16 protein-coding genes are annotated in these 15,228 nt (G+C 71.2%); 9 read left to right on the forward strand and 7 right to left on the reverse strand.

What is annotated here, in order from left to right; translation table 11 throughout:
* Positions 1-24: 24 nt before the first annotated feature.
* The gene (locus ABZ845_RS15525) at positions 25-372 is read left to right on the forward strand and encodes a tetratricopeptide repeat protein (RefSeq protein WP_360978784.1); all 348 of its coding nucleotides are present in this window, start codon (positions 25-27) and stop codon (positions 370-372) included.
* Positions 373-502: 130 nt separating this feature from the next.
* Positions 503-1,210, forward strand: a complete 708-nt coding sequence (locus tag ABZ845_RS15530; RefSeq protein WP_360978787.1) for a peptide deformylase — start codon at positions 503-505, stop codon at positions 1,208-1,210.
* Positions 1,211-1,294: 84 nt separating this feature from the next.
* Here the strand turns inward: ABZ845_RS15530 and ABZ845_RS15535 are convergent, their stop codons facing one another.
* The gene (locus ABZ845_RS15535; protein ID WP_360978790.1) at positions 1,295-2,725 is read right to left on the reverse strand and encodes an NAD(P)/FAD-dependent oxidoreductase; all 1,431 of its coding nucleotides are present in this window, start codon (positions 2,723-2,725) and stop codon (positions 1,295-1,297) included.
* 134 nt (positions 2,726-2,859) lie between these two features.
* Here ABZ845_RS15535 and trxA point away from each other — a divergent pair, with 134 nt between their 5' ends.
* Positions 2,860-3,246, forward strand: coding sequence for a thioredoxin (gene trxA / locus ABZ845_RS15540; RefSeq protein WP_360978793.1), 387 nt, complete (start codon positions 2,860-2,862; stop codon positions 3,244-3,246).
* 188 nt (positions 3,247-3,434) lie between these two features.
* On the opposite strand, the gene ABZ845_RS15545 is transcribed toward trxA, so the two are convergent.
* Positions 3,435-4,469 carry a LacI family DNA-binding transcriptional regulator gene (locus ABZ845_RS15545; RefSeq protein ID WP_360978796.1) on the reverse strand — a complete coding sequence of 345 codons (1,035 nt, stop codon included), beginning with the start codon at positions 4,467-4,469 and terminating at the stop codon, positions 3,435-3,437.
* A 182-nt stretch (positions 4,470-4,651) separates the two neighbouring features.
* On the opposite strand from ABZ845_RS15545, the gene ABZ845_RS15550 reads away from it, so the two are divergent.
* The 3 genes from ABZ845_RS15550 (at position 4,652) to ABZ845_RS15560 (ending at position 8,018) form a co-directional block, all read left to right on the forward strand.
* Positions 4,652-6,115: an amidase gene (locus tag ABZ845_RS15550; protein WP_360978799.1), complete on the forward strand. Its 1,464-nt coding sequence runs from the start codon at positions 4,652-4,654 to the stop codon at positions 6,113-6,115.
* A 35-nt stretch (positions 6,116-6,150) separates the two neighbouring features.
* Complete coding sequence (locus ABZ845_RS15555) at positions 6,151-6,369, forward strand: hypothetical protein (protein WP_360978801.1); 219 nt, start codon at positions 6,151-6,153, stop codon at positions 6,367-6,369.
* A gap of 134 nt (positions 6,370-6,503) precedes the next feature.
* A complete protein-coding gene (locus ABZ845_RS15560) occupies positions 6,504-8,018 on the forward strand; it encodes an SPFH domain-containing protein (RefSeq protein WP_360978804.1) in 1,515 nt (504 codons plus the stop codon).
* 129 nt (positions 8,019-8,147) lie between these two features.
* Here ABZ845_RS15560 and ABZ845_RS15565 read toward each other — a convergent pair whose 3' ends face one another.
* Positions 8,148-9,128: a D-cysteine desulfhydrase family protein gene (locus ABZ845_RS15565; protein WP_360978807.1), complete on the reverse strand. Its 981-nt coding sequence runs from the start codon at positions 9,126-9,128 to the stop codon at positions 8,148-8,150.
* A gap of 140 nt (positions 9,129-9,268) precedes the next feature.
* Positions 9,269-9,694 carry an Ohr family peroxiredoxin gene (locus tag ABZ845_RS15570; protein ID WP_360978810.1) on the reverse strand — a complete coding sequence of 142 codons (426 nt, stop codon included), beginning with the start codon at positions 9,692-9,694 and terminating at the stop codon, positions 9,269-9,271.
* A 287-nt stretch (positions 9,695-9,981) separates the two neighbouring features.
* On the opposite strand from ABZ845_RS15570, the gene ABZ845_RS15575 reads away from it, so the two are divergent.
* Positions 9,982-11,049, forward strand: coding sequence for an alpha/beta hydrolase (locus ABZ845_RS15575; RefSeq protein ID WP_360978813.1), 1,068 nt, complete (start codon positions 9,982-9,984; stop codon positions 11,047-11,049).
* A gap of 68 nt (positions 11,050-11,117) precedes the next feature.
* Here ABZ845_RS15575 and ABZ845_RS15580 read toward each other — a convergent pair whose 3' ends face one another.
* Positions 11,118-11,681, reverse strand: a complete 564-nt coding sequence (locus ABZ845_RS15580) for a CGNR zinc finger domain-containing protein (protein WP_360978815.1) — start codon at positions 11,679-11,681, stop codon at positions 11,118-11,120.
* Positions 11,682-11,913: 232 nt separating this feature from the next.
* Between ABZ845_RS15580 and ABZ845_RS15585 the strand changes: the two genes are divergently transcribed.
* Entirely contained in the window at positions 11,914-12,288 is a 375-nt protein-coding gene (locus ABZ845_RS15585) for an SgcJ/EcaC family oxidoreductase (RefSeq protein ID WP_360978818.1), read from the forward strand.
* 199 nt (positions 12,289-12,487) lie between these two features.
* Positions 12,488-13,174: an SDR family oxidoreductase gene (locus ABZ845_RS15590; protein ID WP_360978821.1), complete on the forward strand. Its 687-nt coding sequence runs from the start codon at positions 12,488-12,490 to the stop codon at positions 13,172-13,174.
* 6 nt (positions 13,175-13,180) lie between these two features.
* Here the strand turns inward: ABZ845_RS15590 and ABZ845_RS15595 are convergent, their stop codons facing one another.
* Together ABZ845_RS15595 and ABZ845_RS15600 are read right to left on the reverse strand one after the other, a co-directional pair.
* Entirely contained in the window at positions 13,181-13,804 is a 624-nt protein-coding gene (locus ABZ845_RS15595) for a GPP34 family phosphoprotein (RefSeq protein ID WP_360978824.1), read from the reverse strand.
* 139 nt (positions 13,805-13,943) lie between these two features.
* Positions 13,944-15,206, reverse strand: coding sequence for a YbfB/YjiJ family MFS transporter (locus ABZ845_RS15600; RefSeq protein WP_360978828.1), 1,263 nt, complete (start codon positions 15,204-15,206; stop codon positions 13,944-13,946).
* Positions 15,207-15,228 lie beyond the last annotated feature (22 nt).

Here is a 15,228-nt window from a genome sequence, read left to right on the forward strand (position 1 = left end):
GTCGGCGCGGAGAGGAGATCTCGAGTGGAGACGACGTACTACGGCCACGGGGCGCCCGCGGAGCGCTGGGAGCGTGCGCGGATGTTCTTCGACGCCAAGGACTACTACGCCGCGGCGAGGGTTCTGCAGGGTCTGGTGGACGAGGTGCCCGAGCAGACCGGACCGCGGCTGCTGCTGGCGCGCGCCTACTACCACTCGGCCCAGTTGCGCCGCGCCGAAACCGAGTTGACCGCCATTGTGGAGCGCGACCCGGTGGAGCACTACGCACGGCTGCTGCTGGGGCGCACACTCCAGCGGCAGGGGCGCGAGCGTGAGGCGGCGCCGCATCTGCGGATCGCCTCGGCGCTCGCGGGCGACTTCACGGAGGGGTGATCCCGAGCGCCATGAGGGCGACGGCCCGTGGGACGTAGCCCTCATGGCGGCGAAGGCCCGTGGGACGTCCTGGGCGAATCACCGCCGCACCACGCGCGCCGCTCGCCGCATTCCCTGCGAGGATCAGGGCATGGCACTCGACGTCGACCCCACCGGCCCAGGCGATCCCCTTGATCCCCTTGATCCCAGCGGTCCTGGTGGCCCCAGTGACCACGCGATCTCCGAACGCGTCGAGGAACTCCTCGCCGCCGGGGGGACGTTGCCCGTCGTCACCGCGGGCCACCCGGTCCTGCGTCGCGGCGCCCTGCCCTTCGACGGTCAGCTGTCGCCCTCGCTCCTGACCCGCTTCATCGAGGCGCTGCGCGAGACCATGCGCGCGGCGCCAGGAGTGGGGCTCGCGGCGCCCCAGGTCGGGGTGCCGTTGCGGATCGCGGTGATCGAGGACCCGGCGCCGGTGCCCGAGGAGGTCAGGGTGGCGCGCGGGCGGGTGCCCCAGCCGTTCCGGGTGCTCGTCAATCCGTCCTACGACGCCCTGGGCACCGAACGGGTGGCGTTCTTCGAGGGCTGTCTCAGCATGCCCGGCTGGCAGGCCGTGGTGGCACGGCCCGCCCGGGTGCGACTGCGGGCGCTGGACGCACAGGGAGCCGTGGTGGAGGAGGAGTTCACGGGCTGGCCGGCACGTATCGTCCAGCACGAGACGGACCATCTGGACGGCACGCTGTACATCGACAAGGCCGAGACACGCTCCTTGTCGTCCAACGAGGCGGTAGCGGCGCGCTGGGCGCAGCCGACACCCGAAAGGGCCGCCTCGGCGCTGGGCTTCCGTATGCCGGGCTGACCGCTCGGGCCCACCGTGCGCCGCGTCCCTCTCCCGTCCGCCGCCGGGTGCCCGCGGCGGGCGGGAGAGGGAGGCTCGGGGAAATCACCCCCGGTATGCCTCCAGCAGTCGCAGCCACACCTCGCTGATCGTCGGATACGACGGCACCGCATGCCACAGACGGTTGATCGGCACCTCACCGGCTACCGCGATGCTCGCGGAGTGGATCATCTCGCCGACCCCGGGGCCGACGAAGGTGACGCCCAGCAGGGTCTCGCTGTCCAGGTCCACGACCATACGGGCCCGGCCTCGGTAGCCGTCGGCGTACAGGCCCGCGCCCGCGACCGACCGCAGGTCGACGTCGACGGCCCGCACCCGGCGGCCCGCCTCCTCCGCCTCCGCCAGTGACAGGCCCACGGCCGCCGCCTCCGGGTCGGTGAAGACGACCTGCGGAACCGCGTCATGGTCCGCGGTCGCCGCGTGGGCGCCCCAGCGGTCCGTCTCCAGCAGCGGGACCCCCGCGGCGCGGGCGGCGATGGCCGCACCCGCGATACGCGCCTGGTACTTGCCCTGGTGGGTGAGAAGCGCGCGGCGGTTGACGTCACCGATCGCGTACAGCCATTCGCTGTCCGTCACGCGCAGGGAGTCGTCCACCGACAGCCAGGAACCGGGCTCCAGACCGACCGTTTCGAGGCCGATGTCCTCGGTGCGCGGTACCCGGCCGGTGGCGAAGAGGATCTCGTCCGCTTCGAGGTGGTCACCGGTGTCCGTGACGACGACGACCGTGTCGCCCTCACGCCGCACCGATTCCACGGAGGTCCCGGTGCGTACGTCCGCGCCCGCCTCCGTGAGCGCCTCGGCGACCAGTTCCCCGGCGAAGGGCTCCATGCGCGACAGCAGGCCCTTGCCGCGGACCAGCATGGTCACCTGGGAGCCCAGCGCCAGCCAGGCCGTGGCCATCTCGGCCGCGACCACGCCGCCGCCCACGACGATCAGCCTTCCGGGGGCGGACTTCGCGCTCGTCGCCTCGCGGCTCGTCCACGGGTTCACCTCGGCGAGCCCGGGCAGGTCCGGCAACAGGGCGCCGCTGCCCGTGCACACGGCCACGGCATGCCGGGCGGTGAGCACGCGCTGTTCGCCGTCCGGGCCCGTCACCGTGACCGTGCGCGGTCCGGCGAGCCGTCCCTGGCCGCGGTACAGGTCGGCGCCGATACCCTCCACCCAGGCGACCTGGCCGTCGTCCTTCCAGTCGGAGACCTCGTAGTCGCGGTGGGCCAGGACCGCGGGCACGTCGAGCGGGCCCCGCACCATATGGTCGAGGCCGGGGACGCGGCGGGCGTCGGCGCGGGCGATCACGGGCCGCAGCAGGGCTTTGCTGGGCATGCACGCCCAGTACGAGCATTCGCCGCCGACCAGTTCGCTCTCCACGATGGCCGTGGAGAGACCGGCCGCACGGGTGCGGTCGGCGACGTTCTCCCCCACGGGCCCGGCACCGAGCACCACTACGTCGTAGGCGATGGATTCCGTTTCCGTCATGCGCCCAGTGTGGTTGTTGGTGTGCGCGGTTGCCACATGGGGTACGTGCGCGGGGATACAGACCGGAATACACCATCCCGCGCCGTCGTTGTGGACAGCGGCTCACCCCAGACCCCAGGAAGAGGGACAACGCCATGAGCAGCACCGTGGAGCTCACCAAGGAGAACTTCGACCAGACGGTCAAGGACAACGGCTTCGTCCTGATCGATTTCTGGGCGTCCTGGTGCGGGCCGTGCCGCCAGTTCGCCCCGGTCTATGAGAAGGCCGCCGAGGCGAACCCCGACCTGGTGTTCGGCAAGGTGGACACCGAGGCACAGCCCGAGCTCGCGGCGGCCTTCGGTATCCAGTCGATTCCGACGCTCATGATCGTCCGGGACCAGGTGGCCGTGTTCGCCCAGCCGGGCGCACTCCCGCAGGACGCCCTCGACGATGTCATCGGGCAGGCCCGCAAGCTGGACATGGACGAGGTCCGCAAGGCGGTCGCCCAGCAGCAGGCGGAGGCCGGGCAGAGCGAGGCGTGACCCTCGGGCCGCATCCGACGGCCGCGCGGTACGGCAGGCACGCTCGAGCTGTGTGCCTGCCGTACGTGTGTCACGCGCTCGCGCACATCGCGTGCGCCGCGCGTTTCACGCTCCGCGTGCGCCGCGAGCTTGACGGCTCTCGTGCGCCGCGCGCTCATGCTTTCGGGTGCACCGCGCGCATCGCGTGATCAGCTGGATTCCCGGTGCACGACGCGCGCCCCGAGGGAGTCGTGCACCCGCGGCGCACATGCCGGATCGCGCACCGCGCGGTCGACCAGCTCGGCAAGGTCCTGCCCGGAAGGCAGTTCGATATGGACCGTGCTCAGCCGTGGGCGCAGCAGCCGCCCGAGCATCAGGTCGTCCGCGCCCACCACGGCGGTCTCGTCCGGGACGCTCACGCGTTCGTCCTGGAGCGCGCGCATCAGCAGCTGCGCGTACTCGTCGTTGTAGGTGAAGACCGCGTCCAGCCCCAGGGAGCGCCAGCGCCCGGCCAGTCCGGCGGCGGCGTCCTCCCGGTAGGCGAGCGGCAGCTCGGTGACGGTCGCCGCGGTTCCGTCGACGGCCCGTCGCACCCCGTCCAGCCTGGGCCCGGAGAATGCGTCGAGCCCCGGTTCCCGAGGGGTCACCACTCCGATCCGGCGCCGCCCCCTGGCCAGCAGGTGCACACCGGCACTGTGCCCGACCTCGCCGTGGTCCAGGAGAAGCGTGTGGGCGCCCTCGATGCATTCGGGTCCCATGATGACGACGGCTCGTGCTCCTGAGCGCTTGAGGACGTGCACGCCCTGCGGCCCGAGCCCGCCGCCGGGCACGATGACCGCGACCGGCCGCAGCTCGGCCCAGGCGCGGGCGGCCTCGTCGCCGCGCAGACCCATGCCGCCGTACTGCACGACCGTGTAGTCGAGCCGGCCGAGGGCCCACTGCAGGTCGTTGAAGAACTGACTGTAGAGGGGCCCCGCCGGCACGCTCGGGGACGGCATGAGCACCATGCGGCTGTGCCCGGCGCGCAGGCTGCGTGCCGCGGCGTGCGGAACGTACCCGAGTTCCTCGGCCGCCTCCTGGACCCGGCGACGGGTCGCCTCGCTGATGCGTACGGCGCTGGAGTTGTTCAGGACATAGGAAACGGTGGCACGCGAGACTCCGGCCAGGCGTGCCACATCTGCGCTCGTCGGCGCGGCGGAGGGCACCGCCGAGGAGGGGGCGGGTGGTTCCGGTATCTGCGCCATCACGCGGCGCATCCTTGCAGAACTTGCACAAGGGTCCTTCTTCGACCCCTCCTGGTTCGCATGCTGTTTACGCCTCAACTTCCGTATGTACAAAGGACGTTGCACGTTCCATGCCATGCAACTCGCCCAAAGGTTACCGTAGGTTACCCTTCGGTGAACGAATGACTCACGGAGGTGTCCGCATGGCTCCCGACCGCAGCCCCGGGCTTGCCGACTGTGTACGCGACCTTGCCGAGGGCATGGTGACGTCCCGTCAGCTGGTGGAGCGCACGCTGGCCCGGATCGAGGCGGCCCAGCCCTCGGTGAACGCCTTTCGTCTGGTGCGTGCCGAGTCCGCGCTCGCCGAGGCGGACGCGGCCGACCGGGAGCTGGCGTCGGGCGTGCGCAGGCCGTTGCTCGGTGTGCCTGTCGCCGTCAAGGACGACATGGACGTGGCGGGCGAGCCCACCGCGTTCGGCTGCCCGGGAGAGTTCCCGCCGGTGGCCGAGGACGGCGAGGCGATACGCAGGCTACGCGCGGCGGGAGCCGTCATCGTCGGCAAGACCAACACCTGCGAGCTCGGCCAGTGGCCGTTCACCGAGGGGCCCGCGTTCGGCGCCACCCGCAATCCCTGGCACCTCGGCCACACCCCGGGCGGCTCGTCCGGCGGCTCCGCCGCGGCGGTCGCCGCGGGCCTGGTACCGGCCGCGCTGGGCTCCGACGGCGCCGGGTCGGTCCGTATCCCGGCCGCCTGGACCCATCTGGTCGGCATCAAGCCCCAGCGGGGCCGTATCTCCACCTGGCCGCGCGCCGAGTCCTTCCACGGCATCACCGTCAACGGCACACTCGCCCGTACGGTGGCCGACGCGGCGCTGCTCCTCGACGCGGCGAGCGGCAATCACGCGGGCGATCTGCACCGGCCGCCCGCGCTGGACGTGTCGGCGGCGGTGGGGCGCGACCCGGGCCGCCTGCGGATCGCGCTCTCGCTGAAGCCTCCCTTCACGGCGGTCCCCGCCCGGCTCGACCCCCGTATCCAGGAACGGATCCGCGCGCTCGGTGAAAGGCTGGCCGGGCTCGGGCACATGGTCGAGGAGGCGGATCCGCGCTATGGGCAGATCGCGCTCACGTTCGTACCGCGGGCGACCGCAGGTGTCGCCGAGTGGGTCCGTGACGCGCCGAATCCCGCTCTGCTCGATCGGCGCACCCGCGAAAGCGCCCGCCTCGGCCGGCTCCTGAGCGGGGCGCCGCTGCGGGTGGCACGGCGCGCGGAGGCCGCGTTGCAGCGCAGGGTCGGTGCGCTCTTCGCGACCTACGACGTCATCCTCGCTCCCACCACGGCCGCTCCCCCGCCGCGCATCGGAACCCTGGCCCATATGAACGGCTGGAACACCGACCGCGCGATGATCGCCGCCTGCCCGTACGCATGGCCGTGGAACGTGCTGGGCTGGCCCGGGGTCAACGTCCCCGCCGGTTTCGTCGGCGGTGGCATGTCGCAGGCAGAGCGGGGGCGGGACGGCTCGGGAGCGCTGCCGGTGGGCGCCCAACTGCTGGGCCCGGCGGGCAGTGAAGCGCTCCTGGTGTCACTGGCCGCTCAGCTGGAGGCGGAGCTGAGGTGGCACGAGCTGTGGCCGCCGCGGGAGACGGCCGCGGAATCACGGGCAGCGTAGGACGTGTCGGTCCCCGCCCGCCGTACCCTGTGCCCATGGACGATGCGTCGATGGTCGGCTTGATGGGGCGTGTCACGGGTACCGTCGGGCCCGGACTGGTCGGCGAGGTGATCGTCCGAGTGCGCGGCGGAGCGGAGCACTTCCTCGCCTACGCCTCGGACGGTAGCGCCCGGATAGAGCGCGGCACCGTGGTGATGGTGATGGAGTACCTCCCACCGCGGACCGTCTACGTCGAGCCGGCATACGACAGTTGAGCCCGCCTCCCCGCAGGTGAGAGCCCTCCGCGTCAAGATTGCAACAAGGATCCGTCAGCGTCTTCACCCCGGACTTGCACGGGCGCACACTCACCTTCGTTCGGTGCCGACCCGGCACCATGCAAAGGGGGCGTATGCCGATGGTCATCGGCGTCGTGGCGGGGGCAGTACTCCTCGCGCTGGCTTTCATCGTTGGTGTCTTCAAGCTCATGTGGCGAGTCGCGGAGCCCAACGAAGCACTGATCATCTCCGGTTCGAAGCATCGGACCGAGGGCATCGAGGAAGGGATGGGCTTCCGCATCGTCACGGGGCGCGGCACTCTGGTGCTGCCGGGTGTACAGGCGGTACGCAAGCTCTCGCTCGACCTCAACGAGACCCAACTGCACGTGGACTGTGTGACGCACCAGGGCATTCCGCTGAAGGTGCGGGGCGTGGTCATCTTCAAGGTGGGTGACGACTTCGTGTCGATCGCCAACGCCGCCCGCCGCTTCCTCGACCAGCAGAAGCTGATGTCGGAGCGTGTGCACATCGTGTTCGCGGGTCATCTCCGCTCCATCGTGGGCGGGTTGACGGTCGAGGACATGATCCGGGACCGGGAGAAGCTCACCGGGCAGACCCGGGCCGCCTGCGGCACGGAGATGGAGAAGCTGGGCCTGATCGTCGACTCGCTGCAGATCCACGAGATCGAGGACCCGACGGGCTACATCCAGAACCTGGCCGCGCCGCACGCGGCGGCCGTACAGCGGGACGCTCGCATCGCGCAGGCCGAGTCGAACCGCCTGGCCACCGAGGCCGAGCAGAAGTCGTTCGCGCGGATGGCGGAGGCGACCAGGGACAGCGAGATCCTCCAGGCCGGATACCAGGCCGAGCGCGACAAGGCTGCCGCCAAGGCACGCCAGGCCGGTCCGCTCGCCGACGCCGCGGCCCGCCAGGAGGTCGTGGTGCAGGAGACCCGGGTCGCGGAGCTGGAAGCGCACCGGCGCGAACAGCAGCTCCAGGCCGACGTCCGCAAGCCCGCCGACGCCAAGGCGTACGAGAAGCGCACGCTCGCCGAGGCCGAGCGTGACGCGCGGATCTCCGCGGCACAGGCCAAGGCGAAGGAGACCGAACTCGCGGCGGCGGCCGAGGCGACCCAGGTGAAGACGGCCGCGGGCGCCGAGGCCGAGGCCACCAAGACCCGGGGTGCGGCCACCGCGGCGGCGACCCGGGCCACCGGTGAGGCGGAGGCGGCGGCGGCTCAGGCCAGGGGCCTGGCGGACGCCGAGGCGACCAAGGCCAAGGGTCTGGCCGAGGCCGAGGCCATCAAGGCGCGCGCCTCGGCCCTCGCCGAGAACCAGGAGGCCGTGGTCGCCCAGCAACTCGCCGAGAGGTGGCCGGAGATCGTCCAGGCGGGTGCGTCCGCGTTCGGCAACGTCGACAACATGGTGCTGCTCAATGGCGCCGACGGAATGGCCGACATGTTCGCCAAGGCCCTGACGATGGGCGGCACCGGGCTGGGAATCGCACGGCAGTTGCTGTCCTCGATGAACCAGAAGGGGGCGCCCGGCCCGTCGGCCGACGCGCCCGCCGGTGTCATCGGCGTCGCCGCGCCGAAGGCGGAGAAGGTCGTCGTAGAGGTCGTGGACGTCGTGGAGCAGGAGGAGGGCTGAGCGTGTCGGCCTCGCAGCGCTGACGCGTTTTGGCGCTGAGGCATTGTGGCGCTGACGCGTTGACGCTTCGGGCGTACGGCAGTTGCCGCCGTACGCCCGAAGAGCTGATGCGCGGGGGGGGGGGCCGGATCAGTCGGCCTCGTAGGAGCGCAGGGCGGTGACGGTCCGGTGCACGGTCTCGGTGTGCCCGAACAGTCCGGGCAGACCGCCGGTGTGGAGGAACACGATGCGCTCGCCTCGGCGGATGTCGCCCTCCCGTACGGCCGCGAGCAGCCCGGCCATGGCGCGCCCGCTGTAGACCGGATCGAGGACGAGGCCCTCGCTGGTCGCGGCCGTCCGCATGGCCTCCAGCACCGGTTCGTGCAGCACTCCGTATCCGGCACCGACCTGATCGGTGCGGATGCGCAGGGAGTTCACCAGGACGCTGCGGCCGGTGATCGCGCCCGCGAGACCGGCGACCGTGCCGGCCGGGTCCCCCACCGCCCCGCAGTGCACGCCGAGGACCCTCCGCTCCCCCAGAGCGCCGACCAGTCCGGCCATCGTGCCGCCCGAGCCCAGGGCCACCACCACGTGGTCCGCATCCGGCAGTTGGGCTTGCAGTTCGGCGCCGCAGTCGGCGTAGCCCCGGGCACCCAGGGGACTCGAACCCCCGAACGGGATCAGGTACGGGCGGGCGCCCTCGCCCCGAAGCCTCCGGCAGACCTCCTCGGCGACGTCGGCCAGAGCACTTGGCGCCCCGTCCCCGGCCCAGAAGATCCTCGCCCCGAAGAGGCCGTCGAGCACGAGGTTCCCGGAGCCGCCCGCGGCGCTGCCGGGTGCGCCGGGGAAGACGAGCACGACCTCAAGTCCGAGACGGGCCCCGGCGGCCGCGGTGAGACGAGCGTGATTGCTCTGGGCCGCACCGGTGGTGACCAGGGTGTCCGCCCCCTCCCCGAGGGCGGCTGCGATGATCCGTTCCAGCTTGCGGACCTTGTTCCCGCCACCGCCCAGGCCGGTGAGGTCGTCCCGCTTGACCCACAGGTCGTCCCCGCCAAGGCCCAGCGCCGCCGCCAGCCGGGGCATCGGTTCCAGCGGGGTGGGCCACGTCGACAGCCCGACCTTGTCACTCATGCGCACTCCAGGGTGAGAACGGCGCCGGCCTCCGGCACCTGCCACTGTCATACCCCCTGCGATGAATGCCCCGACGCCCAGCGTCCGCCCCGCCGCGACGCCCGGTACTCCCGGCACTCCCGGCACTCCCGACCGGGACGCTAGACGGCGACCGCTTCGATGGTGACGGGGATGTTGCCGCGGGTGGCCTTGGAGTACGGGCACAACCGGTGTGCGGCGGCACCGAGTTCGTCCGCCGTCCGCTGGGCCACGCCGCTCAGTTCGAGCCGCAGCACGGCGCTGAGGCCGTAGTCGTCCGGATCCTCGTGGTGCAGCGTGACCGATGCCTGGACCGAAACGCCCTCGAGAGTGACCTTCCGCAGGGCCGCGGCCCTTCTGACCGCGCCCACGAAGCAGGCCGACCAGCCCGCCGCGAACAGCTGCTCGGGATTGGTGGCACCACCGGCCCCGCCGAGCTCCTTCGGGATGGCGAGCCCGGTCTCGAGCAGACCGTCCTCGGCCCGCACCCGGCCTCCGTCACGGCCCTCTCCGATCACTGTGACGACACCTGTGTACATGGCAGCCATGGGGGTTCCCACTTCCTTGAAGCCTCGGAATGAACCATCACCGGTTCAACTAGTGATGGATAGTGGCAGCACCGCTAGTCACCAGTCAAGACGGTGATGTACGTAGCCGATAGTGAACCCACAAGCGAAGCAGCATCCATTCCGTCACCGGTTTGACAGGTGACACCCCTCATGCAAAGGTCTTGCCACGAGCCTATGGCGGACCCCGGGATCCCGCGATTCGGACAGGAGACCGGGGTTTCGCACGCGGACGTCACAGCCGTACGACTGAGGAGAGAAGGTCGCGGATGTTCAGCAGGCGGAGCTTCGGCAAGGTCACGGGCGCCGGTGTGGCCGGGGCGTCGGCGATGACAGGCTTGAGCGTGTCGTCGGCCCGGGCGGCGCAGCCCGCGCCGGGCGGGGCGCGGTCAGCGGCGCAGGCGGCGGCAGGACAGGTGAATACCTCGTTCGGCCCACTGCGGCAGATCCGGGCGGGCGTACTGGACGTCGGCTACGCCGAGGCCGGACCCGCGCACGGGCCCGCGGTGATCCTGATGCACGGCTGGCCGTACGACATTCACAGCTACGTCGACGTGGCCCCCCGGCTCGCCGCCCAGGGCTACCGGGTGATCGTCCCGTACTTCCGCGGGCACGGCACGACGCGCTTCCTGTCCGACAAGACCTTCCGCAACGCCCAGCAGTCGGTGATCGCCCGCGACGTCATCGCCCTGATGGACGCACTCGGGATCGGGAAGGCCGTCCTCGCCGGATTCGACTGGGGGTCGCGGACCGGTGACATCATCGCGGCGCTCTGGCCGGATCGATGCAAGGCGCTGGTCTCCGTGACCGGCTACCTGATAACCAACCGGGAGGCCAACAAGCAGCCCCAGCCGCCGAAGGCCGAGTGGGCGTGGTGGTACCAGTACTACTTCTCCACGGAACGGGGACGGCTCGGGCTGGAGAACAAGCAGTACCGGCGCGACCTGGCCAAACTCGTCTGGAAGTTCAACTCGCCCACCTGGAACTTCGACGACGCCACGTTCGACCGCACCGCCGCCGCCTTCGACAACCCGGACTACGTGGCCATCGTGGTCGACAACTACCGCTGGAGGCTCGGCCTGGCACCGGGCGATCCTCGCTACGACGCCCTCGAGCGGCAGCTCGCCAAGGGCCCCGTCATCGGCGTTCCGACGGTCACGCTCGACGGCGAACTCGACCCGTTCACACCCCCGGGCGACGGCTCGGCATACCGCGCCAAGTTCTCGGGCGCCTATCTGCACCGGACCCTGAAGGGAATCGGGCACAACGTGCCGCAGGAGGCCCCGCAGGCGTTCGCCGAGGCGGTCGTCGCCGCCGACAACCTCGGACACCGCTGAGCTACTGAGGAGCACCGCCCCCGGGGAGCGTCCAAGCACCGGCCCCTGGGCGGTCGCTCAGACCGCCTTCAGTCGGCGACGGACGTCCGGGCCTGCTTCTTGCGCGCGCGATACGCCTGCGCCTTGAGTTTGTTGCCGCAGGAATCCATGCCGCACCAGTGACGACGCATACCGCGTGACCGGTCGATATAGACACGCGTGCACTCCGGGTTGCCGCACTCCTTCATCAGCGGCACATCCGGCCCGCTCAGGAGTTCGACGGCATGGCGCGCAACGGTGGACAGGGCTTCCTCGGGCGTCGCGTCCGTCCATCTCCCCGACAGGGTGAGCTGGGGCGTGGCGGCCGGTTTGCGGGCCGCGCCGTTCACGGTCGCGAGCGCGCCCCGGTCGTACTCCTCCCCGGCGAGCCGGGCGGTGACCAGTTCGTAGACGGCCTCCCGGACCTCGATCGCCCGCTCCACATCGGCCTCACGGCTCGGCGTGACGGCGTCGACGATCCCGGACTCGACGTACCAGGCGTCCAGCCGGTCCGGTGACACGAGCATCTCGAACCGGACCGTACGGCGCGCACGCAGCGTCGCGGCGAAGTCAAGGGCGGGGCTTCCGCAGGGAAAGGCGTGGTCCAGGTTCACATCACCATTCTGGCAGGTGATGTTGTATATGCCAAGTGAACGTCACCTCTCAGGGGAGTGATGTCCGCCTCCCAGTATTGCGAAGGGCTTCCGCGGTCGCGTACCTTTCAGTCATTACTAGACCGGTCGTCTATCGATCACCGATCCCCCGCCCCTGCCTTTCCTGTCTGCTCACCCCCCACTCACCTCACCCCCCACTCACCCCCCCACTCACCTCCCAGGAGATGGACTCATGACTCACCCCACCGACCCGATGTACGCCGTCCTCGACGAATGGAAGGCCGCCTTCGACGGACACCAGATCGACGCCATGGCCAACCTGTTCACGCGGGACGCCCTGTTCCAAGGCTTCGGACCCGAGGTCATGAGCGGGCGCGACGCGGTGCGCGGCTATTACGAAGCGGTCCCCGAGAACCGTTCGGCCCAGGTCACCGTGGTGAGCACGTACACGATCGGAGAGGAGACGGCCGGCGGATTCGCGGACGTGACCTTCAGCGACCCGGACGGCTGGGCGGCGCCGGTGCACATGTCGCTGGTTCTCCGGCGTGAACAGGACAGGTGGCGGATCCGCCAGTACCACGTGTCCCGGGTCATCACGGACGAGTGAAACCGCTCGGCCGTACGGCGACCGCCGGCCGAAAGCACCTCGGGGCTGTCGGCCAGCGGTCGCGAGCGGTCGTACCACGCGTGATGGTTGGTGAGTCGGGGGCCTATTCGCGCCTCGACCGGAGCGTAAACCCTGGGATACCTGGAACACCTGAAATACCTCGCACACCTCGTCACATGGAGGCGGCGAAGGAGGAGCGATGGACATCAATGGAGCGGCGGCGCTGGTCACGGGCGCGAACCGCGGCATCGGAAGGGCGTTCGCCCGGGCGTTGCTCGACCATGGAGCGTCCAAGGTGTACGCGGGCGTACGGGACCCGGCGAGCGTCACCGACGCCGATTTCATTCCGTTGCGCCTCGATGTCACCCAGCCGGAGCAGGTCGCCGAGGCCGCCGCGACCGCGAGTGACGTCTCGATCGTGATCAACAACGCCGGTGTGGGCGGCTGGGGCACCAGGCTCTTCGACGGCTCGTTCGACGGGGCCCGTGACGCGATGGAGGTCAACCTCTACGGCACCTGGTCCGTCAGCCGTGCCTTCGCCCCCGTCCTGGCCCGCAACGGGGGCGGCGCGCTGGCGAACATGCTGTCGGTCGCGTCCTGGCTCGGCCGTCCCGGCTGGCCGGGGTACGCGGCGTCCAAGGCGGCGCAGTGGTCCTTGACCAACGCACTGCGCGAGGGCCTGCGGGACCAGGGCACCTTGGTGGTGGGCGTGCACGCCGGATTCGTGGAGACGGAGATGGCGGCCTGGACCGACGCTCCCAAGATCAGTGCCGAGGACGTCGCTGAGCAGACCATGCGCGCGCTGGAGGAGAACCGGACGGAGGTCCTCGCCGACGAGAGCACGCGGCAGGTCAAGGCCGCCTTGTCCCAGCCGCCGGAAGTCTGAGGGTGCCTACGGGGCCCTCCAGATGTTGTCGAAGGCGGCGTTCTCGATGTCCCGCCGCTGCCGTACGGCCGTCAGTTCCGTGACCGCGTCGTCCACCCCGGCCAGCACCGTCGTCACGGCCGGGTCGGTCTCCTCGGGCAGTCCGGGCAGTTCGGGCAGTTGGCCCTCCGGGGCCTCATGGACGCCGGCGAACGAGGCGAGCGTGACGAGCACCGGCTCCCGCGCCGCCCACCGCTCCGCTGCCTGACGCCGGTCCGAGGAGTCGACCAGCGTCGCGACCCCGGTCCACGACGGCAGCCAGCGGCGGCGCTGCCGCGCGAACTGGCCTTCCTCCTCGAAGGCGGCCAGATACGCCGGGGCCAGCCCGCAGCCCCTGCGCCACAGCCAGTCCTCGACCGACTCGTACGGCGTCTGCCGTACGAGTGCTGACCCGGCCTCGACCAGCAGGCGGTCGTCGGTGGCGGGCCGGTCGCCCGGAACGATCAGGTCTCCGTCCAGCGTGAGGGCCCGGGCGTCGAGGAGGTCGAGCAGTTCGGCGCCGGCGAGCGAGAGCGACAGGTCGCCCTGCTCCGGGGGACGGCCCGGGGTGGCGTCCAGGGCGACGATCAGCAGGTCCCGTGCAGTGGTCATGCGTGGCTCCCCGTCGGAGGCTTCGGTTCGAAGACTTTCGAGGGCTCTGACTTTCGAAAGCTCTCAAAGACTTTGAAGGCTTGGCTGGAGGAAGGCGGTTGAGCGACCGCACCGACAGTCTGACGGTAGCGCGGGAGGGTCAGGTGTGGTCGCCCGGGGCCGCTGTGGCCCTCGCCTCTCCGGTCCGCTGGGCGGGCAGTCCGTGCCGCGGCGCCGACGTGTGGTGCGGGAAGCCGATCCGCAGGACACCGGCGGCGACTGCGGCGGCCAGGACCACGAAGGCGGCCGGCAGCAGGGCCTGGTGGTAGCCGTGGTGGAGCAACGGCGTGACGACCAGTGGTCCGAGGATCTGGCCCACCGAGTATCCGGTGGTCAGCAGGGCGACCGAACGGGGGAACCGCAGATGGGCGCCCACGGCGAGGGCGAGGGTGCTGACTCCGATGAAGGTGGCGCCGAACAGGACCGCGGAGGCGAGCGCCGCCGCCACCGAGCCGGACAGCGCGGGCAGGGCGATACCGGCGGCCTGGACGACGAGCGCCGTGAGCAGCAGCCCGGGGCGGGACCAGCGGCGGCCCAGCCGGGCCCACAGCGCCGCGGACGGCACCGCCGCGACACCGACCAGCACCCAGGCGCCGCTGCCGGCCCAGCCCGGTGAGCTCTGCCCGAGCGCTGCGACGAGGAAGGTACCGGCGACGATGTAGCCGACGCCCTCCAGGGTGTAGCTGACGAACAGGGTGCCGAACCAGCGGTGTGTGGGTGCCCTGGGCACTGCAGCCGTGGCGTCCGGGCCGGGGGCGGGGGTGTCTTCGGGGCGCAGGTTCCAGGAGACGGCCGCGAGGACCGCGCAGAGTGCGGCCGAGGCCCACCACGCGGTCCGCCAGTCGCCGACGGCACGCAGGACGAGCACGAGCAGCCCGGACAGGGCGATACCGGCGCCCACTCCGCCGAAGGCCCAGCCGGGCAGGTGGGCGGGGTGTTCCCGGAGGTGGCTGAGGAGGGAGCCCGCCGAGATCACGAAGACCAGCGCGCTGGCGATCCCCGCCACCAGCCGCAGGACGAACCATACGGCGGTGCTGTCCGTGGCGGGCATACCGGCCAGCGTGGCGGTCAGTGCGACGAGAGAGCCGCGCAGCACGGCCGGCGAGCGGACCAGGGCGGGGGCCAGGATGCCGGTGAGGGCGCCGATGAGGTAGCCGGCGTAGTTGCCGGTGGCGAGGTTCGCGCCGGCGCCCGCGGAGAGCCCGGCCCGCGCGTGCATCAGCGGAAGGATCGGCGTGTAGACGAACCGGCCGACGCCCATGCCCGCCGCGAGCGCTGCGGCGGCCCGGGCGACATGGCCCCAGGGCGAACGGAGCGGGGCAGCCGCCTGGGCAGGTGACAGGCGCTGGGGGCGCGCAGGCATGACGAAGTCCTCGGAGGTCCAC

The organism is Streptomyces sp. NPDC047022, assembly GCF_040644155.1.
Taxonomy (GTDB): Bacteria; Actinomycetota; Actinomycetes; order Streptomycetales; family Streptomycetaceae; genus Streptomyces.